The sequence below is a fragment of the Bradyrhizobium sp. SZCCT0231 genome (assembly GCF_018130245.1).
GTDB lineage: Bacteria > Pseudomonadota > Alphaproteobacteria > Rhizobiales > Xanthobacteraceae > Bradyrhizobium > Bradyrhizobium japonicum_F.
In genome coordinates, this window is sequence record NZ_JAFCKP010000011.1 from 156,353 (window position 1) to 176,879 (window position 20,527).

General features: G+C 65.5%; 19 protein-coding genes, 1 other RNA gene and 1 pseudogene. 13 read left to right on the forward strand and 8 right to left on the reverse strand.

The window, feature by feature from the left end:
* The first annotated feature begins 105 nt into the window (after positions 1 to 105).
* The 3 genes from JQ566_RS23635 to JQ566_RS23645 all read left to right on the forward strand — a co-directional run bounded on the left by JQ566_RS23635 (position 106) and on the right by JQ566_RS23645 (position 5,452).
* A complete protein-coding gene (locus JQ566_RS23635) occupies positions 106 to 3,720 on the forward strand; it encodes an AsmA family protein (protein WP_212376279.1) in 3,615 nt (1,204 codons plus the stop codon).
* A 317-nt stretch (positions 3,721 to 4,037) separates the two neighbouring features.
* Entirely contained in the window at positions 4,038 to 5,162 is a 1,125-nt protein-coding gene (locus JQ566_RS23640) for a DUF2336 domain-containing protein (RefSeq protein ID WP_212376282.1), read from the forward strand.
* Positions 5,163 to 5,209: 47 nt separating this feature from the next.
* A complete protein-coding gene (locus JQ566_RS23645) occupies positions 5,210 to 5,452 on the forward strand; it encodes a hypothetical protein (RefSeq protein WP_212376285.1) in 243 nt (80 codons plus the stop codon).
* A 41-nt stretch (positions 5,453 to 5,493) separates the two neighbouring features.
* On the opposite strand, the gene JQ566_RS23650 is transcribed toward JQ566_RS23645, so the two are convergent.
* The 8 genes from JQ566_RS23650 to ssrA form a co-directional block, all read right to left on the reverse strand.
* On the reverse strand, positions 5,494 to 6,030 hold the full coding sequence (locus tag JQ566_RS23650) for a GNAT family N-acetyltransferase (RefSeq protein ID WP_212376287.1): 537 nt from the start codon (positions 6,028 to 6,030) through the stop codon (positions 5,494 to 5,496).
* A gap of 242 nt (positions 6,031 to 6,272) precedes the next feature.
* On the reverse strand, positions 6,273 to 8,144 hold the full coding sequence (gene feoB, locus JQ566_RS23655; RefSeq protein WP_212376290.1) for a ferrous iron transporter B: 1,872 nt from the start codon (positions 8,142 to 8,144) through the stop codon (positions 6,273 to 6,275).
* 49 nt (positions 8,145 to 8,193) lie between these two features.
* Complete coding sequence (locus JQ566_RS23660; RefSeq protein ID WP_212376293.1) at positions 8,194 to 8,469, reverse strand: FeoA family protein; 276 nt, start codon at positions 8,467 to 8,469, stop codon at positions 8,194 to 8,196.
* 115 nt (positions 8,470 to 8,584) lie between these two features.
* Complete coding sequence (locus tag JQ566_RS23665) at positions 8,585 to 8,836, reverse strand: ribbon-helix-helix domain-containing protein (protein WP_025038043.1); 252 nt, start codon at positions 8,834 to 8,836, stop codon at positions 8,585 to 8,587.
* Positions 8,833 to 9,021 (reverse strand): DUF4169 family protein, encoded by a 189-nt coding sequence (locus tag JQ566_RS23670; RefSeq protein WP_212376295.1) that lies wholly within the window; start codon positions 9,019 to 9,021, stop codon positions 8,833 to 8,835. The genes JQ566_RS23665 and JQ566_RS23670 overlap by 4 nt, the downstream gene beginning before the upstream one ends.
* A 277-nt stretch (positions 9,022 to 9,298) precedes the next feature.
* The gene (gene fumC / locus JQ566_RS23675; RefSeq protein WP_212376298.1) at positions 9,299 to 10,738 is read right to left on the reverse strand and encodes a class II fumarate hydratase; all 1,440 of its coding nucleotides are present in this window, start codon (positions 10,736 to 10,738) and stop codon (positions 9,299 to 9,301) included.
* 89 nt (positions 10,739 to 10,827) lie between these two features.
* The gene (locus JQ566_RS23680) at positions 10,828 to 11,346 is read right to left on the reverse strand and encodes an SspB family protein (RefSeq protein ID WP_212376301.1); all 519 of its coding nucleotides are present in this window, start codon (positions 11,344 to 11,346) and stop codon (positions 10,828 to 10,830) included.
* A 116-nt stretch (positions 11,347 to 11,462) separates the two neighbouring features.
* Positions 11,463 to 11,830, reverse strand: a transfer-messenger RNA (tmRNA) gene (gene ssrA / locus JQ566_RS23685).
* Between the two features lie 154 nt (positions 11,831 to 11,984).
* Between ssrA and JQ566_RS23690 the strand changes: the two are divergent.
* The 10 genes and pseudogenes from JQ566_RS23690 to JQ566_RS23735 all read left to right on the forward strand — a co-directional run bounded on the left by JQ566_RS23690 (position 11,985) and on the right by JQ566_RS23735 (position 20,421).
* Positions 11,985 to 12,478, forward strand: a pseudogene (locus tag JQ566_RS23690) (chromate transporter).
* A 94-nt stretch (positions 12,479 to 12,572) separates the two neighbouring features.
* The gene (locus JQ566_RS23695) at positions 12,573 to 13,334 is read left to right on the forward strand and encodes a tripartite tricarboxylate transporter TctB family protein (RefSeq protein WP_212376304.1); all 762 of its coding nucleotides are present in this window, start codon (positions 12,573 to 12,575) and stop codon (positions 13,332 to 13,334) included.
* 7 nt (positions 13,335 to 13,341) lie between these two features.
* Positions 13,342 to 14,856 (forward strand): tripartite tricarboxylate transporter permease, encoded by a 1,515-nt coding sequence (locus JQ566_RS23700; RefSeq protein ID WP_212376305.1) that lies wholly within the window; start codon positions 13,342 to 13,344, stop codon positions 14,854 to 14,856.
* A gap of 138 nt (positions 14,857 to 14,994) precedes the next feature.
* Positions 14,995 to 15,975 (forward strand): tripartite tricarboxylate transporter substrate binding protein BugD, encoded by a 981-nt coding sequence (locus JQ566_RS23705; protein WP_212376308.1) that lies wholly within the window; start codon positions 14,995 to 14,997, stop codon positions 15,973 to 15,975.
* 185 nt (positions 15,976 to 16,160) lie between these two features.
* Positions 16,161 to 16,955, forward strand: coding sequence for a thymidylate synthase (locus tag JQ566_RS23710; protein ID WP_212376310.1), 795 nt, complete (start codon positions 16,161 to 16,163; stop codon positions 16,953 to 16,955).
* A 6-nt stretch (positions 16,956 to 16,961) separates the two neighbouring features.
* The gene (locus JQ566_RS23715) at positions 16,962 to 17,447 is read left to right on the forward strand and encodes a GNAT family N-acetyltransferase (RefSeq protein ID WP_212376313.1); all 486 of its coding nucleotides are present in this window, start codon (positions 16,962 to 16,964) and stop codon (positions 17,445 to 17,447) included.
* Entirely contained in the window at positions 17,447 to 17,959 is a 513-nt protein-coding gene (locus JQ566_RS23720) for a dihydrofolate reductase (RefSeq protein ID WP_212376316.1), read from the forward strand. Before JQ566_RS23715 ends, JQ566_RS23720 begins: the two co-directional genes overlap by 1 nt.
* A 154-nt stretch (positions 17,960 to 18,113) precedes the next feature.
* A complete protein-coding gene (hflK, locus tag JQ566_RS23725; RefSeq protein WP_212376320.1) occupies positions 18,114 to 19,250 on the forward strand; it encodes an FtsH protease activity modulator HflK in 1,137 nt (378 codons plus the stop codon).
* The gene (hflC, locus tag JQ566_RS23730) at positions 19,247 to 20,143 is read left to right on the forward strand and encodes a protease modulator HflC (RefSeq protein ID WP_212376328.1); all 897 of its coding nucleotides are present in this window, start codon (positions 19,247 to 19,249) and stop codon (positions 20,141 to 20,143) included. Before hflK ends, hflC begins: the two co-directional genes overlap by 4 nt.
* A gap of 71 nt (positions 20,144 to 20,214) precedes the next feature.
* Positions 20,215 to 20,421: a DUF2065 domain-containing protein gene (locus tag JQ566_RS23735; RefSeq protein WP_025038031.1), complete on the forward strand. Its 207-nt coding sequence runs from the start codon at positions 20,215 to 20,217 to the stop codon at positions 20,419 to 20,421.
* The last annotated feature ends 106 nt before the right edge of the window (positions 20,422 to 20,527 follow it).

The window sequence follows — 20,527 nt, forward strand, 5'->3', positions numbered from 1 at the left end:
AACAGTCGCTGTGACTTCGCCACACTTCCCCTTATATAAGGGGCTGTTCCGGCGCGCCTGAGGCCCTCAGGTTCGGCCCGGGCCGGTTTGGCCGAGGGGAGACCCGTGCAGACGACGCTGCTCGGATTGGCGATTGCCTTCATCATTGCGCTGCTGGCCGCGCTGATCGGGCCTTACTACATCGACTGGAACCAGTTCAGGCCCCAGTTCGAGGCGGAGGCTGGCAAGATCATCGGCGTGCCGGTGCGGGTGGCGGGCGAGCTCGATGCGCGGCTGTTGCCGGCGCCGACGCTGCGGCTGCGCCAGGTCACCTTCGGCGGCAACAACGATCTCGGCCGCCTGCGCGCCGACAAGCTCGACGTCGAGTTCAGCCTGGGCTCGCTGATGCGCGGCGAATGGCGTGCCACCGAGCTTTCGGTGGGCGGCATGGCGGTCGATCTTGGCCTGGACGCGCGCGGGCGGGTCGATTTGCCGTCCACCGCGAGCGGCACCTTCAACCTGGCGTCCCTCGCCATCGAGCGGCTGAACCTCACCGGCCGCATCGCCTTGCACGATGCTGCCAGCCGCTCGACGCTGGAATTGAGCGACATCGCCTTCTCCGGCGACGTGCGCTCGCTTGCAGGCTCGGTGCGCGGCGACGGCAGCTTCACCGCTGGCGGAGTGCGCTACCCGTTCCGCGTCTCCTCCGGCCCCAGCGCCGACGGCAGCGCGACCCGTCTCCACCTCAACATCGATCCCGGCGAGCGCGCCATCCTCGCCGATCTCGAAGGCGTGCTCGCCTTCGACAATCGCCAGCCGAAATTCGACGGCGCGCTGACGCTCGCCGTGCCCGCGACCAAGAAGGCGGGCGAGGCGGGGCCGACGCCCTGGAAGCTCGCGACCAGGCTCAAGGCGGATCCGGCCGGCGCGAAATTCGATCAGATCGATGCGAGCTTCGGCACGGAGGACGCCGCGCTGAAGCTCGGCGGCGTCGGCGATCTCAGGTTCGGCGCCTCGCCGTTGCTGCGCGCGGTGCTGTCGGCGCGGCAGGTCGATGCCGACAGGCTGACCGCCAGGGACGATGCCGATCCGCAGCGCGTCCTGCCGGCGCTACGCGCAGGGCTGGCGGCGATCCCGCAGGTGCCGATCCCGGCGCAGATCGAGTTCAATGCCGATCAGATCATGCTCGGCGGCCGTCCGCTCCAGAACATCGCGACCGAGCTTGCGACCGACGGTCGATCCTGGACCTTCCGGCGGCTCGAGCTGCGCGCGCCCGGCATGACGCAGCTCTCGCTCAATGGCGCGGCTCCCGGCGCCGACAGTTTCAGCGGCCGGCTCAGCGTCGAGTCCTCGGACCCCGACACGCTGGTCGCCTGGCTGCAGGGCCGCAGCGAGATCAACCGCCGCAGCACGCGGCCGCTGCGCCTCGCCGGTGACGTGACGATCGCCGCCAATCATCTCGCCATCGACAGGCTGAAGGCCGACATCGAAGGCGGCGCGGTGGAGGGCCGGATCGCCTTCGTGCAATCAGGCGCGAGCAAGGGCTCGCGGATCGATGCGGAGCTCAGGGCCGACCGGCTCGACCTCGATGCCGCCGCAAGTTTCGTGCGCGCGCTTGCCGGGCCGCAGGGCGAATGGCCGGAGGAAGCAAAGCTCTCGCTCGATATCGGCCGCGCCATCTCCGCCGGCCAGGAGCTGCGGCCGTTCGCGGCCAAGCTCGCCTACAGCCCCGCATCGCTGTCGCTGGAGCAGTTGCGCTTCGGCCAGGCCGGCGGCGTGACCACGGAGGCGAGCGGCAGCTTCGACCGCACCAAGGCCACCGGCAAGCTCGCGCTGAAATCCGCAGGCAGCTCGCTGCGTGAGCTCACCGCGCTGATCGAGCCGCTTGCGCCCGCGGTGCGCGCGCGCCTCGATGCCCTCCCGTCATTATCAGGCGCGACGCGTCTGAAGCTCGATCTCAACCTCGACAAGAACGCCGAGCATGCCGATCGCAGCAATGCCCGAATCGTGCTCGACCTCGACGCACCGCAGCTCAAGGCCACCGCGACGCTGGTCGCGCAGACGCCGTCCGCCGCCATCGGCGGCATCGACCTCGACCGCCTCCGCAACAGCGACTTCACGCTGGACTCGAAAGTCTCGGCGCCGCAGGCTGGCGCCCTGCTGGCGCTGCTGGGGCTCGACCGCGTGGTGGCCGCGGGCGAGGGCGCTTCGCAATTCGAAGGCCGGTTGAGCGGCGCCTGGCGCCGTCCAGTGCAATTGAACGCAAAGCTCAGCGGCGGCGGGCTCGATGCGGACGCGCAAGGCAGCGTCGAACTGTCGGAGCCCAAAGGCAGCGTGAATTTGCGCGTGCGCAACGTCAACCTCGCGCCGCTGTTGGGGACCGGCACGGCCGACAAGTCCATGCAGGGCGTTAGCCTGTCCTCGCGCCTCACGCTCTCCGGCAACCGCCTGACCTTCAACGATCTCGACGGCAGCGCGGCTGGCTCGCATCTGCGCGGGCGTCTCGCGGTCACGCTCGATCAGGAGAAGAGCGTCGACGGCGAGGTCGGTCTCGACTCGCTCGATCTGGCGCCGGCGCTCGCGATCGCCATCGGCGCGGCCGGACATGAGTCCGGCGAGCCGCTCGCTGCAGGACTCGTCAGCGGCTGGCGCGGCCGCATTGCCTTCCAGGCCTTGCGCGGGACGTTGCCCGGCGGCATCGAGCTGCGCCCCTTCGGCGGCACGATCCGGAGCGACGGCCAGTCGCTCGCGCTCGATGCGCTCAAGGGCGGCGTCGGTGGCGGCGAGATGTCTGCGAGCCTCGACGCGCGCAATGGCGCGGGTGGTCTTGCGCTGAACGCGCGCATCGAGCTCGGCAATGTCGATGCGGCGGCACTGCGCTATCGCGACCTCGCGCTGCCCAAGGGGCGCGCCTCGGTGCAGATGGCGCTGACCAGCCAGGGCCGCAGCGTCGCGGCCTTGACCGGTGCGCTCGCCGGCAACGGGACGGTGACGCTCGAATCCGCCGAGATCGCCGGCCTCAATCCCCGCGCGTTCGAGATCGCCATCCGCGCCAGCGACGGCGGCCAGGTCAATGACGACAACCGGCTGCGGCAGCTCGTCGAGCCGGCGCTGTCGGCGGGTCGCATTGCGGTGCCCTCGGCGCAGATCCCGTTCACGATCCGCGACGGCCGCCTGCGGGTCGGCGCAACGCCGCTGGAAGCGAAGAACGCCCGCGCCATCGTCTCCGGCGGCTACGACATTCCCGCCGACCAGGCCGACATCCGCGCCAGCCTGACGCCGATCATGACGGGGCTCTCCGGTGCCCCGCCGGAGATCCAGCTGTTCGCGGCAGGCCCCCCCGACAGGCTGAGCCGCACCATCGACCTCGCGCCGCTGTCGTCATGGCTTGCGGTGCGCACGATCGATCGCGAGACGCGGCGGTTAGACGCCATCGAGCGCGGCGAGCCGCCGCCGGCAACGGCCGCGCTGCCGACGCTGGTGTCTCCGGATGCTGCGCCCGAGCAGGCGCCCGCCCATGTGCCGCTGCCGGGCCAGGATCCGCGCCGTGCGCCGTCAAAGCCGAAGGTTGCGCCGACGCCGAAGGCTCCGCAAGCAGCTCCGGCCGCGCCGAGCCCGCCGCTCGCAAGCCAGCAGGCCGCGCCGCTGCCGCCGCCGATCGAGGTGAAGCCCGCCCCGGGCCCGCCGCCTCCCAAGCCCAGGCCAAAGCCGCCGCTGGTGCTGACCCCGCAGAATCCGTAAAGGGCCCCGTCATGCCCGGGCTTGTCCCGGGCATCCACGTTCTTTCTCCTTCGTGGCAAGGCGTGGATGGCCGGGACAAGCCCGGCCATGACGCCGGAGAGGCATCAGTGCTTCAAGCCTGTTCGGAGCGATCTCTGCCCCGCCTCTTAACCCATTCCCTCGCATTTGAATGAATTTTCGTCGGCAAAACTGATTTGCCGGTTTTACTGAATTCTCGCGTTTCATCTCTAGCATCGGTTCCCAGAGGAATTTGGCGTCTCGCCGCGAGCGGCGCGAGACGGTTCGCCAAAGGGCTACCAAGAATTGGGGTGATCGAGATGAACGGGGCGAAATCGCTTCTACAGGATCTGGACGACGCGATCGCGCGCGGCACCGACGAAAGCAGGGCAAAGGCGTTGTGGCATGCGACCGATATTCTGATCACCGGCCGCTACAGCGACGACGAGATCAGCATGTTCGGCGAGGTCATCGGCCGGCTCGCCGACGAGATCGAGGTTGCTGCGCGCGCGCAGCTCTCTGAGGTCATGTCGGCGTGCGATCACGCCCCGCTCAACGTGATCGAAAAGCTCGCCCTCGCCGATGAGATCGAGGTCGCAGGCCCGGTGCTGCGCAACTCCAATCGCATCGACGAGAAGATGCTGGTCGAGAGCGCCATGACCAAGGGCCAGGCGCATCTGCTCGCGATTTCCCAGCGCCAGTCGCTCGGCGAGGCCGTGACCGACGTGCTGGTCAAGCGCGGCAACCAGGAGGTCGTGACGTCGGTTGCGAAGAACGAGGGCGCGCGCTTCTCCGGATCGGGCCTGTTGCACATGGTCCGCCGCGCCGAGGGCGATTCGATTCTCGCTGAACAGCTCGGCCTGCGCAAGGACGTGCCGCGCCACATCTTCCAGCAGCTCATTTCGAAGGCGTCGGAAGACGTCCGCCGCCGCCTCGAGACCGAGCGGCCCGAGATGATGGCGCAGATCCAGAGCTCGGTGACCGAGGTCACCGGCGATCTCCAGTCCAAGTTCGGCCCGTCCTCGCGCAGCTATTTCGTCGCCAAGCGCGTGGTCACGACGCAGTACCGGCAGGGCAACCTCAATCAGGACTCCATCTCGAACTATGCGCGCCAGCACCGTTTCGACGAGGTGCAGATCGGCCTGTCGCTGCTGTCGTCACTGCCTGTCGACGTGATCGAGCGCGCGCTGATGGACCGCAATCGCGAGATGATCCTGGTCTTGTGCAAGGCGCTCGACTTCTCCTGGGACACGACGATGTCGCTCCTGTTCCTCGGCGCCAAGGATCATCTGATCACGGCGCGCGAGCTCCAGGACAACGAGCGCGAGTACGGCCGGCTCAAGATCGCGACCTCGCGCAGCATCTTGAAGTTCTACCAGTCGCGCAAGAATAGCGCGGGTGTCGAGACCGTTACGGGCCGTCAGCCCGAGCTCCAGGTCCACTAGTCGGGTGCACTGAGCATCATCCCGGAATCCGAAGGGGAGTATTTTCAATGTTGCCTCAATTCGGCACCGCCGTTCGCAAGAAGAATCTCAGCAATGCCGTCACCGCCGATCTCGGCGGTGGAGCACCGGACAAGGCGTCGGTGGACGCCGCCTGGCTCGTGCTCGAGGCCGCCAACGATCTCGGCGACCACGCCGCGATCGAAGCCTGTCGCCGCGTCATCGACGCGGAGCTGAACGGCACGGTCGCCGGCAGCTCGGATCTCGATCTCGTGCTGGGATATTTCAGGTAAGGCTCGTCCTTCGCGCTCGCAATGACGGACGGTTGTCTCGCTCACGGCCGGATGCGGTAGATCACGACGTCCTCGCCGCGACTTATCGTGCTCCGCTCGAGGAGATAGTTCGATTTCTCCAGCACGCGGCGCGATGCACCGTTCCCGACATACACAATGCCGATGAGGGACGGCAGCGCGAGCTGTGACAGCCCGATGTCCGTCAGCGCAGTCGCGATCTCGCTTGCAAATCCCTGGCCCCAGAATTCGCGTTGGAACGCGTAGGCAATCTCGATCTCGTCGGCATCGTCCACGAGAATGTGCCGGATGCCCGCCCGTCCGGCGAAGGCCCCGTCTTTCGTTCGCAGTGTCCAGAGTCCGAAGCCGTGCTGGTCCCAATGGGCCATGTTGGTCGCGAGATAGGCCCTCGTGACCTCGGGCGTCCGCACCCCGCCGAGATAGCGGGAGACCTCGGCATCGAGATGCAATGCAACGAGGTCGGCGAGGTGATCCTGGCTCAGTCGCTCGGCGGTCAGCCTGTCGGTGCTGAAGTGATCCGTGAAGACCGATCGCCGCTTCTGTGGCGTGTCGTCGTTCATGCTGCTATCGCCGCGGGCTGATCATACCATCATGCCAGTGTTTTGCCCGACGGCGCAACCGGCCATGGCTCGTAGATCGGATGGAGCGCAGCGTAATCCCGGGCGGTGGTGCTTTGGGCGAGAATCCCGGATTTCGCTGCGCTCCATCCGGGCCACGGACTCGCGCTCGCGTAACCCATTGATTTCACAACCCCCGTCTACTGTGCATGGGGTTGTTTTCGCAGTTTTTGTTTTGAGAAGGGCTAGCCCGCCCCGAGCGCCACCGCGACGTTGTACGTCACGAAACTCGCCGCATAGGCCAGCACCAGCATGTAGGTGAAGGTTACGCCCATCCAGGTCCAGCTCCCGGTCTCGCGCCGGATCACGGCGAGCGTCGAGGCGCATTGCGGGGCGAAGATGTACCAGGCCAGCATCGACAGGGCGGTTGCGAGCGACCATTTCGTCGCCAGCACCTGGCCGATCTGCTCGGCCGCTTCCTTGCCGCCTTCGATCGCATAGACGGTGCCGAGGGCTGCGACCGCGACCTCGCGGGCCGCCATGCCGGGGATCAGCGCGACCGCGATCTGCCAGTTGAAGCCGACCGGGGCGAGCAGCGGCTCGAGCGCCTTGCCGATGATCGCCGCCAGGCTGAAATCGATCGCCGGCTCGGTCGCGCCCGCCGGCGGCTGCGGGAACGAGGCCAGGAACCAGATCAGCACCATCATCGAGAAGATCGTGGTGCCGGCGCGGTGCAGGAACATCTTGGCCCGCGTATAGACCCCGATCGCGATCGACTTCAGCCGCGGCATCTTGTAGTCCGGCAGCTCCAGCATGAACGGCGCCGGCGCAAAGTCGCGCAGCATGAAGAACTTGATCAGGAACGAGACGGCAAGCGCGCTGACGATGCCGGTGGCGTAGAGGCCGAACATCACGAGGCCCTGGAGGTTGATGAAGCCCCAGACGTCCCTGGCCGGAATGAAGGCGGAGATGATCAGCGTGTAGACCGGAATGCGCGCCGAACAGGTCATCAGCGGCGCGATCAGGATCGTGGTCAGCCGGTCGCGCTTGTTGTCGATGACGCGCGTCGCCATGATGCCGGGAATGGCACAGGCAAAGCTCGACAGCAGCGGAATGAAAGCGCGGCCGTGCAGGCCGGCGCCGCCCATGATGCGGTCCATCAGGAACGCGGCGCGCGCCATGTAGCCGAAATCTTCAAGGAGCAGGATGAACAGGAAGATGATGATGATCTGCGGCAGGAACACGATGACGCTGCCGACGCCCGAGATCACGCCGTTCTGAAGGAAACTCTGCAACAGGCCGGCGGGCAGGGTGTTGTGGACGAGCTCGCCCAGCGCGTCGAAGCCGGAGTTGAGCAGCTCCATCAGCGGCTGCGCCCAGGCGAACACCGCCTGGAACATCACGAACAGGATCAGCGCCAGCACGATGAGGCCGCCTACGGGGTGCAGCACGATCGCGTCGATCCGAGCCGTCCAGGTGTCGGGGCTCGCAGGCAGGCTGACGCAGTCGGCGATGATGCGGTCGGCCTCGCGCTGGGTGGCGCGCAATTCGCTGACGCTGAGCGCACGCCAGCTGTTCTTCTGAGGCCCAGCGGCGAGCTTGGCCGAGATCTCGTCGGTCAGTGCCAACAGATCGGCGGTGCCGCCCTTGCGCACCGCGATCGAGGTGACCACGGGCACGCCGAGCTCCTTGGCGAGCCGCTCCACGTCGACAGTGATGCCGCGGCGGTTCGCGATGTCGAACATGTTGAGGACGAGGATCATCGGCCGTCCGGTGCGCTTGAGCTCGAGCAGCAGGCGGATGGTCAGGCGCAGATTGGTGGAATCGGCGACGCACAGCACGAGATCGGGCACCGTCTCGCCGGTGGCCTTGCCGAGCACGAAGTCGCGGGTGATCTCCTCGTCCGGGCTGCGGCCGCGCAGCGAATAGGTGCCGGGCAGGTCGACCACCGAGACCTGGCGTCCCACCGGGGTGACGAAGAAGCCTTCCTTGCGCTCGACGGTGACGCCGGGATAGTTCGCGACCTTCTGCCGGCTGCCGGTCAGGGCGTTGAACAGCGAGGTCTTGCCGCTGTTTGGCGTGCCGACCAGGGCGAGATGCAGCAGGGGTAGTTCCATGTGATCAAGGGCCCGGCAAACGGCTTGTGATGAAGCGTCCCGTCGCAATCTAGGCGACGATGATGGCCATGGCTTCGCGACGGCGGACCGCGATGGTGATGCTGTCGACCCGCACGGCGATCGGATCGCGCCCGACCAGCCCCTCATGCAAGATCTCGACCCGGGCGCCCTCGACGAAGCCGAGTTCGATCAGGCGGCTCTCGAGCTCGACGTCGGAGAGCGCCGAGCCCGCCCGGTTGGCGGCAAGGTGCTGGATGACGCCGGTAAAGCCACGCTGGGCCAGACCCAGCGGCATGTGCGAAGGCGTGTCGGTGGTGTCGGTCATGCCCTGTATTTTCAACGCAGGGCATTGAGGTCAAGCGCACGCGCCCGCCGAAGGTGCACCTTAGAGTGATTTTAAAGTGCACAGGCCGGGGCGCCGTCGAGGGCGTTCCCGACGGCTATTGGGCCGGGACCTTGTCCGGCTGGGCTGCCATGGCGCGGCTCTTGAAGTAGTCCAGGACGAAGAGACGGATCGCCGACGACAGATTGCCCTGCTGGCGGTTGTTGTCGATCTCGCCGACCAGCTCGGACAACGTCATGTTGCGCAGGCCGGAGATTTCCTTCATGCCGTTCCAGAACGCCTCTTCCAGGCTGACGCTGGTCTTGTGACCGGCGACGACGATCGACCGTTTCACGACCGGCGACTTCATGGCTGCTCCTCGCGATCGATCCGGTGCTGGTCCAGATGCTCCTTGGCCTGGTCCGCCCGCTTCTCCTCCGCCGACCGTTCCGCCTTCGTGCGACCGAACTTCGCCCGGTTGACGTCGGCCTGCTTCGCCGAGGCTTCCCGCTCGGCGCGCTTCCTGAAACGATTCAGGTTGATGACGTTCCCCATGCCGCGTCTCCATCATCCGCTCCTCTTCAGGCAGGATGAAACATTCAGAAACAGGGTGCCGCATTGCGCCCTACAAGACTTGATCGCCATTCGCTCGTCCTCGTCAATCGGCCCCTTGGGCCATCAAACGATGAATTTCGCCCCGTCGAGGGCAGAAGAGCTGCGTAACACGCCGTCCCGCCGCAACATTGACGGTAATCAAATCCCGCCCTCAAAGCCGCATATTTTTGGGCGCCGAGCGTCCGTATCATTACGGAGGACTATCGGAATTCGGAATTTATCCCGGGCTGGTCATCTTCTCGGGGCGTACCAGCCGGTCGAACTCGTCGGCCGAGACGAAGCCGAGCCGCAGCGCCTCCTGCTTCAGCGTGGTGCCGTTGGCATGCGCCGTCTTGGCCACCTTGGCAGCGTTGTCATAGCCGATCTTCGGGGCCAGCGCCGTCACCAGCATCAGCGAGCGCTCCATCAGCTCCTTGATGCGCTTTTGGTCGGCGCGGATGCCGCTGACGCAATGTTCGGTGAAGGAGCGCGCGGCATCCGCCATCAGGCGGATCGAGTGCAGCATGTTGTAGGCCAGCACGGGCTTGTAGACGTTGAGCTCGAAATGGCCCTGGCTGCCGGCAACCGTGATCGCGGTGTGATTGCCGAACACCTGGCAGCACACCATGGTCATGGCCTCGCACTGCGTCGGGTTGACCTTGCCCGGCATGATCGAGGAGCCCGGCTCGTTCTCCGGCAGGATCAATTCGCCCAGCCCCGAGCGGGGACCCGATCCTAGCAGGCGGATGTCGTTGGCGATCTTGAACAGGCCGGTCGCGACCGAATTGATGGCGCCGTGCGCGAGCACATAGGCGTCGTTCGAGGCCAGTGCCTCGAATTTGTTGGCGGCGCTGGTGAAGGGGAGCTTCGTAATCCCGGCAACGTGCTTTGCGAACAGCTTGGCAAAGCGCGGCTTCGAGTTGAGGCCGGTGCCGACGGCGGTGCCGCCCTGCGCCAGCGGATAGAGGTCCTTCACCGCGATCTTGAGCCGGGCGATGCCGCTTTCGACCTGCGCGGCATAGCCGGAAAATTCCTGACCCAACGTCAGCGGCGTCGCATCCTGGGTATGGGTGCGGCCGATCTTCACGATCTTCGAAAACTCCTTCTCCTTCTTGCGCAGCGCGCGCAGCAGTTCGCCGAGGGCAGGGACGAGATCGGCATTGATGCGGCTCGCCGCCGCGATGTGCATCGCGGTCGGGAACGAGTCGTTCGACGACTGGCTCATGTTGACGTGATCGTTGGGATGCACCGGCTTCTTGGCGCCGAGCTCGCCGCCGAGCAGCTCATTGGCGCGGTTGGCGATCACCTCGTTGAGGTTCATGTTGCTCTGCGTGCCCGAGCCGGTCTGCCACACGACAAGCGGGAAATGGTCGTCCAGTCTGCCCTCGATCACCTCGCGCGCGGCGCGGATGATGGCCTTGGCGCGGCGCTGGTCGAGCAGGCCGAGCTCGAGGTTGGACTGTGCGGCCGCCAGCTTGACGATGCCGAGCGCATGCACCAGCGCAATCGGCATACGGTCGGTGCCGATGCGAAAGTTCTGCCGCGAGCGCTCGGTCTGGGCCCCCCAATAGCGGTCGGCTGGGACTTCGATGGGACCAAAGCTGTCGGTTTCGATGCGGGTCGCGGAGCGTGAGGGGCGGGTCGTCTTGGCGGTCGTCTTGGCCATGAGCACATCCATTCTGCCGCGCGAAACGCCGCACGGTCTTTTCATGTGCTTCTCTATATAGAGAGTTTGGCTGTGTGCGACGGGCTCGGGCCCAACCTAGATCATTTCTTGCGGAAACGATCGAGCCGCACGACTTCGGCGCCGCCCTGGCTCGGTGGAGGCGGTTCGTCGGCAGCTTCTGCCTTTTCCGTGGCAGGGGCCGGGACCGATACGGCCGATGGCGCGGGCGCAGCCGGCAAGTTCTCGGGCGCGACCTCGGCGACGTCGGAGGTGTCGAACTGGAGGCCGAACTTCACGGACGGATCGAGGAAGCTCTTGATGGCGCCGAACGGCACCACCAGCCGCTCCGGAATGCCGCCGAAGGACAGGCCGACCTCGAAGCGGTCCTCGTGCACGGTCAGGTCCCAGAACTGGTGCTGCAGGATGATCGTCATTTCTTCCGGATATTGTGCCAGCAGCCGCGGCGACAGCTTCACGCCCTCGGCTTTCGACACGAAGGTGATGAAGAAATGGTGCTCGCCCGGCAGGCCATGGGCCGCGGCATCGGTCAGCACCTTCCGCAGCACGCCGCGCAGCGCATCGCGGGCCAGCACATCGTATCGGATATGATCGGTCGCCATGGTGGTCCTGTTGCATCCCCGAAGCCGGACCCTGCCGGCCCGACTCGCCAAGCCGCAATAGTACCGCGCCTGAGGGGTGAGCAGGAGTCCCCGCGGGGGAAGAAATCAAAGAGTGAAGTGGAGGCTTCTGTTGCCAGGTGCCTCCGAACCCCGCCTAGCGGAGCTTAACCCGCTAGGACTTTAGAGTGGTCTTTCAAACTGCGTTACGCAGCCTGAGCAACCGGAGCAAAGTTGTCGTTGGCAACTATTGCAGTAGCCCGATAACGGCGGAACAATACCGGGAAAAAGCACGCCCTTTACGCCCTCGTCGATCCTATTTCGCCCCCGCCAAAGCTCAGCTTCAGAGCTCGCCCGCTACTGGGCTTTGGTGGAGGCGCCGGGTACCGCCCCCGGGTCCGAATGGTTTATTGCGACGACCGTTTATTTCCATAGCCGGCGAACCGGCACCCCCAATATAGGGGGCAAAGCTCCCAAAAAACAGAGGGTTGGAAGGGCGATCCTGCGGTTCCCTTTGGATAGGTTCGGGACCGTTGTTCCTCGCCATCGGTTTGTTTCGCCTGCCGCTCCAGGCGGTGCTGCTGGTCGCGATCCCCGCCAGTGTCGGCGTCACTTAATTTCCTGCGGCGGAAAGTAGCAGCATGACCGGCCACAGCCCGGTCCGGGCGCTGATCTCGACCTGCGGTCCGATGTCGCCGTCGGGGGAGCCGCGGCGGCGGCGCCCGAGATGCACCGGATCGCGGTCACTGGCAGGCAGCCTCTGCGATCGCGCAGCTCTCGCCAGGTCCGAACGTGCTTATCGTGGCGTTAATCGGCTATGCCGTCGCGGGCATCCCCGGCGCGCTGGCCGCAACGCCGGCGATGTGCCTGCCGACGGCGCTGCTTGCCTATTATGTCAGCCGGCGCCTGAGCCGCCCCAGCCAATCGCGCTGGCCCGGCCTGATTCAGGCTGCACTGGTTCCGCTCTGGATCGGTTTGATGGCGGCGAGTGCCCTGATCCTGGCCCAATCAACCGATCGCGCAATTGCTGCACTGCTCCTGACCAACGGTTGCGGTGATCACCACGGCCGCGCGCATCGATCCACTCTGGCTTCTCCTCGCCGGAGGCGTGTTGGGTTTTGCTGGCATTGTGTGATGAAAATCGCTAGGCAGTGATCCGGGCGGGGATCCCTATCCAGCCGATTTAGAACAACAGTGCTCGTGACTTACGGGTCGCGGAGGAGACAGGCATGGCCGACACGATGGGCCACTCAGCGACAGCCACCCGAAACACCCAGGTGGCGCTCGGCTTTTGTCTGCTGGCGATTGCGCCGCAGATTTTCGAATTGATCTGGTCGATCGGGACGATCTTCGGCTGGGGCGCCGGCCGCGGCCCGGCGGCGGTCGTCACCGGCCACGCGACGGCGCTGCTCGCCGGCGCGCCCAGTGCCATATTCGGATCGTTCGGCGGCGGCACCAAGAAGGCGTCGTCCGAGGCGCTTCTGGCGCTGATCTATTCCTATCCGCTGTTCGCGGTGGCGATCCTCACACTGTTCATGACGATCCGGTCGGCGCAAGATTATGTCGGCGGCGTTGTCCTGATGGCTGTTGCCCTGTTCGCGCTGTGGGCGTCGAGCGACCTGCAGGGCATGCGTGGCTTCTCCTTCGGTGCGGGCACCGCGCCACGCATGTTCGGTGGGCTCTTGGTTGCCCTGTCTGCCGGCATCGCGTTGACGGGCCTCATGACGGAGGGAGCGGCGCTCGCCCACTATTCCTGGCGCGGACCGCTGTTCGTGATGGCGGCGATCCTCTTCTTCGCGCTTACGATCCGGTCGCTCGGCCTTGTGGTCACGGCCTTCACCAGCTTCATGATCGCGGCGACGGGCTCGCACGAGACGCGCTGGCTGGAAGCGGTCATCGTCGGCGCCTGCCTGACGCTCGGCTGCGCAATCCTGTTCCCGTACGTGCTCGGGCTGCCCATGCCGATGTATCCGCGTTTCCTGAACCAGTGAGGGCGTGATGGATATCTTTGCCAACCTCGCTCACGGCTTCGCCGTCGCGTTCTCTCCCATCAACCTCCTGATGTGCCTGATCGGCGCCCTGGTCGGCACGCTGGTCGGCGTTCTCCCGGGCATCGGCACCATCGCGACCGTCGCGATGCTGCTGCCGATCACCTTCGGACTACCGCCAGTCGGCGCGCTGATCATGCTCGCCGGCATCTATTACGGTGCCCAATATGGCGGCTCGACCACGTCGATCCTGGTCAACATACCCGGTGAGGCGACCTCGGTCGTTACCGCCATCGACGGTCACCAGATGGCCAAGCAGGGCCGCGCCGGCCCGGCGCTGGCGATCGCCGCGATTGGCTCGTTCTTCGCCGGCTGCGTCGCGACCGTCTTGATCGCTCTGCTCGGCGCACCCCTGACGAAGCTCGCGCTGGCGTTCGGCCCGGCCGAGTATTTCTCGCTGATGGTGCTCGGCCTGATCTTCGCGGTCGTGCTGGCCAAGGGCTCGGTGCTGAAGGCGATCGCGATGATCGTGTTCGGCCTGCTGCTGTCGATGGTCGGCTCGGACATCGAGACCGGCGCCTCGCGCATGGCCTTCAACATTCCGGAACTCGCCGACGGTCTCGGCTTTGCGACCGTGGCGATGGGTGTGTTCGGTTTCGCCGAGATCATCCGCAATCTCGACCATGGCGCCGAGATGAACCGCGACCTCGTGCAGCAGAAGATCACCGGCCTGATGCCGACCAGGAAGGACCTCGCCGACTCGACGCCGCCGATCCTTCGCGGCACCGTGCTCGGCTCGATCCTCGGCATCCTGCCCGGCGGCGGCGCGGTGATCGCGTCGTTCGCGGCCTATACGCTCGAGAAGAAGCTCGCCAGGAACCCGTCGCGGTTCGGCCGCGGCGCGATCGAGGGCGTGGCGGGGCCGGAGAGTGCCAACAATGCCGCGGCCCAGACCTCGTTCATCCCGCTGCTCACCCTCGGCATCCCGCCGAACGCGGTGATGGCGCTGATGGTGGGCGCGATGACCATCCATGGCATCGTGCCCGGTCCGCAGGTGATGCAGAAGCAGCCGGATCTCGTCTGGGGCATGATCGCTTCGATGTGGATCGGCAATCTGATGCTGATCATCATCAACCTGCCGCTGGTCGGAATCTGGGTGCGGCTCTTGCGCGTGCCGTACCGGCTGATGTTCCCTTCGATCGTGATCTTCTGCGCGATCGGCATCTATTCGGTGAACAACGCGCCGGTCGACGTCATCCTCGCCGGTGTGTTTGGCCTCGTCGGCTATTGGCTCATCAAGCACGATTTCGAGCCGGCGCCGTTGCTGCTCGGCATGGTGCTCGGACCGCTGATGGAAGAGAACCTGCGCCGGGCGCTGCTGATCTCGCGCGGCGACTGGAGCGTGTTCCTGACGCGTCCGTTGTCGGCGGTGCTGCTTGCGGTCGCGGCGAGCCTGCTCGTCCTTACGGTGCTACCGGTGTTGCGCGCCAAGCGCGACGAGGTGTTCACCGAGTCCGAGAACTGAGGTCGCCCGCGCCCGAGTCGGCTCGGTCCTGCGTCGGCGCGCCGCATTCGGAAGTCGAATCGACTTGTGTTACGGCTTCGTGAAATGGAAATGCCGGCCTTTGGGCCGGCATTTTGTTGTGTCCAAAGGGGGATCGCCATGACGTTCGTTCGCGCGCTCACAGGCGCATGCGCAGCAGCGGTAGCATCGCTGGGCGCCTTCATCGCAATGGCCGAGGCGCAGACTTATCCGACGCGCAGCATTACCATGATCGTGCCCTTCGCGGCCGGCGGGCCGACTGACGTGATCTCACGCATAGTCACCGGGCACATGGCGCAGACACTGGGGCAGAGCATCATCATCGAGAACGTGGTCGGCGCCGGCGGCACCACCGCCACGACGCGTGCAGCGCGTGCGGCCAATGACGGCTATACGCTGATCACCGGGCATATGGGCACGCATGCCGCCTCCGTGCCGCTCTATCCGAAGCTGGCCTATCACCCCGAGAAAGACTTCGAGCCGATCGCACTGCTCGCCGGCACGCCGATCCTGATCCTGGCGCGCAAGGACTTTCCGCCGAAGGACCTCAAGGAGTTCGTCACCTATGTGAAGGCGAATGCCGAGAAGGTGAACGCCGCGCATGCCGGTGTCGGCTCGGTCTCGCACGTCTCATGCGAGCTTCTGCACTCGATCCTCGACATCAAGCCTGTCGGCGTGCCCTTCAACGGCACGGGCCCCGCGATGAACGCGCTGGTGGCGGGCCAGGTCGACTACATGTGCGACCAGATCGTCAACGCCGTCCCGCAGATCAATGCCGGCACCATCAAGGCCTATGCGATCGCCACGGCCGAGCGCAACCCGTCGCTGCCGAACGTGCCGACCACGGCGGAAGCGGGTTTGCCGAAGTTCCAGGCCCAGGCCTGGAACGCGATATTCGCCCCCAAGGGCACCTCGCCTGCGATCGTGGCAAGCGTGAACGCCGCCGCCATCAAGGCGCTCGACGACGAGACGGTGAAGAAGCGCCTGCTCGAGCTCGGCAGCGTCATCCCGGGTCCCGCCGAGCGGACGCCGGAATCGCTGGCCACGCTGGTCAAGAACGAGATCGCGAAATGGACCCCGGTGCTCAAGCCGGCAACTTAGGCAATGCAATCAAGCTGATAGGCAGAAGGGCGGGACGTCAGTTCCGCCCTTGTCGTTTGTGCCGGGAACACTCATTTTTCCGGGTATAATCGACGGGAGCAGCGAATCGCTGCTGTCGGAGCGCAGAGGTGGCCGTTAAGTTCGCCACCTCCCCGAAGGCTGCCGTTTCCTAAGGTTTTTGGCACATGCACCAGTATCAGGACCTGCTCGAGCGGATTCTTTCAGACGGCGCCGAGAAGACCGACCGGACCGGCACCGGCACGCTCTCGGTGTTCGGCCATCAGATGCGCTTCAATCTGTCCGCCGGCTTCCCGATGCTGACCACCAAGCGGCTGCCGCTGAAGGCGATCGTGCACGAGCTGCTCTGGTTCCTGAAGGGCGACACCAACATCAAATATCTGCGCGACAACGGCGTCACCATCTGGGACGAATGGGCGGACACCAATGGTGATCTCGGCCCGGTGTACGGCCATCAATGGCGCTCCTGGCCCACGGCCGACGGGCGCAGCATCGACCAGATCGCCAATGTCATCGACATGATCAAGCGCACTCCCGATTCCCGCCGGCTGATCGTCACCGCCTGGAATCCGGCCGACGTCGAGAAGATGGCGCTGCCGCCCTGCCACCTGCTGTTCCAGTTCTATGTCGCGAACGGCAAACTGTCGTGCCAGCTCTATCAGCGCTCGGCCGACGTGTTTCTCGGCGTGCCCTTCAACATCGCCTCCTACGCGCTGCTCACCATGATGGTCGCGCAGGTCACAGGCCTGAAGCCCGGCGACTTCGTGCACTCGCTCGGCGACACTCATCTCTACTCCAACCATCTGGAGCAGGCGCGGCTTCAGCTCAGCCGCGCGCCGCGTGCGCTGCCGGTGATGCGGATCAACCCTGAGGTAAAGGACATCTTCTCCTTCCGCTACGAGGACTTCGAGCTCGTCGGCTACGATCCGCATCCGCACATCAAGGCGGAAGTCGCGGTCTAGCGCCCTATGTCGCTCACCATCCGTCGTGCGCAGCCTGGAGAAGCCGGGCTCGTTCTGTCCTTCATCCGTGAGCTCGCCGAGTACGAAAAGCTTTCGCACGAGGTCGAGGCGACCGAGGCTGACATCGCCGACGCGCTGTTCGGCGAGAGGCCGCAGCTCTATTGCGCGATCGCGGAGTGGAACGGCGAGCCGGTCGGCTTCGCGGTGTGGTTTGCGAATTTCTCCACCTTCAGCGGCCGCCATGGCATCTATCTCGAAGATCTCTATGTGCGGCCGTCGCATCGGGGCAGGGGCCTCGGCAAGGCGCTGCTGGTCTATCTCGCCCGGGAATGCGTCGAGAACGGTTGGTCGCGCCTGCAATGGGCGGTGCTGGACTGGAACGCACCGTCGATCGCGTTCTACAAATCGCTCGGCGCGGTCATGATGGACGACTGGACGCTGTGCCGCGTCACCGGGCCTGCGCTGACGCGGCTTGCCGGGAGCGCGCCCTGATGGAGATCGTCTTCGTCGTCGCCATCGCGGAGAACGGCGTCATCGGCGCCGGCAACGCCATTCCGTGGCGGTTGAAATCCGACATGGCCCGCTTCAAGTCGCTCACGATCGGCAAGCCGGTGATCATGGGCCGCAGGACCTTCGAATCCCTGCCCCGCCGTCCGCTGCCGAGCCGCACCAACATCGTCATCACGCGCGATGCGGCCTATCGCGCCGCAGGTGCCATCGTCACGACGTCGGCGGTGGATGCGGACGCGGTTGCGCGCGGCGATGCCCTGCGGCGTTCGGTCACTGAGATCGCGGTGATCGGCGGCGCCGAGATCTTTCGGCAATGGCTCGATCGTGCCGATCGCCTCGAGATCACCGAAGTGCATGCGCGGCCCGAAGGCGACACGCATTTCGACATCGACAAGGCTGATTGGGACGAGATTGAGCGCATCCGCCATCCTGCCGGACCCGGCGACAGCGCTGACTACTCCTATGTGACATATCGTCGGCGGCCCCGCCATTAACCGCATTCGTCAATGTTTACATTGACTTTTTCGTGCCCGAGCATAGCTCGGAAGACGACCCAGGCTGCGTTGTAAGGGACCTGCCTGTCCCCTATAAAGCCGGACCGGACAAAGCGGGCGGGGGGCAATTCCACCCTGCCGAGGAGAGCGTCGAATGCCGTGGAAGAATCAGGGCGGTGGCCCGTGGGGCTCGGGTCCAAAGGGACCATGGGGCTCAGGTCCGCAACCGGTCGGGCCGAGGCCGCCGGATCTGGAGGACCTTCTGCGGCGCGGCCAGGACCGCCTCCAGCAGATCATGCCGGGCGGCTATTTCTCCGGTGTCGGCATCACGCTGATCATCCTGCTGATCGTTGCATTCTGGCTGCTGTCGGGCTTCTTCCGCGTGCAGTCCGAAGAGCTCGGCGTCGTGCTGCGCTTCGGCAAGCATGTCCGCACCGTGCAGCCGGGCCTGAACTACCATCTGCCTTATCCGATCGAGACAGTGCTGCTGCCCAAGGCGCTGCGCGTCAACACCATCTCCATCGGCATGACGCTGATCGACGATCCGGCGCGGCGCGGCCGCTCAGTTCGTGACGTGCCGGAAGAGAGCCTGATGCTGACCGGCGACGAGAACATCGTCGACGTCGACTTCACCGTGCTCTGGCGCATCAAGCCGGACGGCGTCGGCGATTTCCTCTTCAACATCCAGAATCCCGAAGGCACCGTGAAGGCGGTCGCCGAGAGCGCGATGCGCGAGGTGATCGGCCGCTCGCAGATCCAGCCGATCCTGACCGGCGCGCGGAACGTCACCGAGCAGAACGTGCATGAACTGATCCAGAGGACCCTGGACAGCTACGGCGCGGGCATTCAAATCAGCCAGGTGCAGATGCAGAAGGTGGATCCGCCGGCGCAGGTGATCGACGCCTTCCGCGACGTGCAGGCGGCGCGCGCCAATCTCGAGCAGCTGCAGAACGAAGCGCAGACCTACGCCAACCAGGTGGTGCCGCAAGCGCGCGGACGTGCAGCGCAGATCCTTCAGGCCGCCGAAGGCTACAAGGAGCAGGCGGTCGCCGAGGCCAAGGGCCAGAGCGCGCGCTTTCTGAAAGTTTACGAGGAATACAAGAAGGCGCCCGACGTGACGCGTGAACGGATCTATCTTGAGACGATGGAGCGCGTCCTCGGCGGCGCCGACAAGCTCGTCTATGACGGCGGCGCCTCGGGGCAGGGCATCGTGCCCTATCTGCCGCTTCCCGAACTGACGACCAAGCGGCCGCCTACCACCGGTCCGCAGTCGAGCGGAGGCAGCCGATGAGGTCTCCGGTTACAGGTTTCGTCACGCTGCTCGGGCTGCTCCTGGTCCTGATCGTCGGCTACATGTCGCTGTTCACGGTACAGCAGACCGAGCAGACCATCGTGCTCCAGTTCGGCCGGCCCGTCGACGTCGTCACCGCGCCCGGCCTGCATTTCAAGGCGCCGTGGAATTCGGTGATCAACATCGACAAGCGGATCCTCGACCTGGAGAATCCGTCGCAGGAAGCGATCGCGTCCGACCAGAAGCGGCTCGTCGTCGACGCCTTCGCACGCTACCGCATCAAGGATGCGCTGCGCTTCTATCAAAGCATCGGCTCGATCCAGGCTGCCAACATCCAGCTCACCACGCTCCTGAACGCGGCGCTGCGCCGCGTGCTCGGCGAGGTCACCTTCATCAACGTGGTGCGCGACGACCGCGAGAAGCTGATGCTGCGCATCCGCGACCAGCTGGATCGCGAGGCGGACGGCTACGGCATCGAGGTCGTCGACGTCCGGATCCGCCGTGCCGACCTGCCGGAGCAGAACAGCCAGGCGGTCTATCTGCGCATGAAGACCGAGCGTGAGCGCGAGGCCGCCGAGTTCCGTGCACAGGGTGGACAGAAGGCGCAGGAGATCAAGTCCAAGGCCGACCGCGAGGCCACCGTCATCGTCGCAGAGGCCAATTCGCAGGCCGAGCAGACCCGCGGTGCAGGCGATGCCGAGCGCAACCGCCTGTTTGCGGAAGCGTACAGCAAGGACGCCGACTTCTTCGCCTTCTACCGGTCGATGACGGCCTATGAGAACGGGCTGCGTTCGAACGACACCCGCTTCCTGCTGCGGCCGGACTCGGATTTCTTCCGGTACTTCAGTAATCCGTCCGGCAAGATGGCGACCGAGACGCCGGCGAAGCCGTAAGCCAGACAAGGGCGGCCGGTCTGGCCGCCCTTTGTCCAGACAAGAACAGTGTACCGGGAGGTTCCATTCCGATGAGGTCCATTGCGTTCGCCGACTTCCTCATCGGCCTGGGCATCCTGTTCGTGCTGGAAGGCTTGATGTTCGCGGCCAGTCCCAACTGGATGCGCAAAGCGATGAAGAGCGCCATCGCCACGCCGGACAACATCCTGCGGGCGGTCGGGATCGGCTCGGCCGTGGCCGGTCTGGTCCTGATCTGGGTTATGCGGCGCCCGATTTAGGCATCGAGCCCAACGCCAAAGTGAAGGCGCCAGACTGGTTTTCGCCCTATTATCGGGTTCTTGAGGCCCGTTAAGCTCCGCGCTTGCGCCGTGCCCCCGTTCGAGC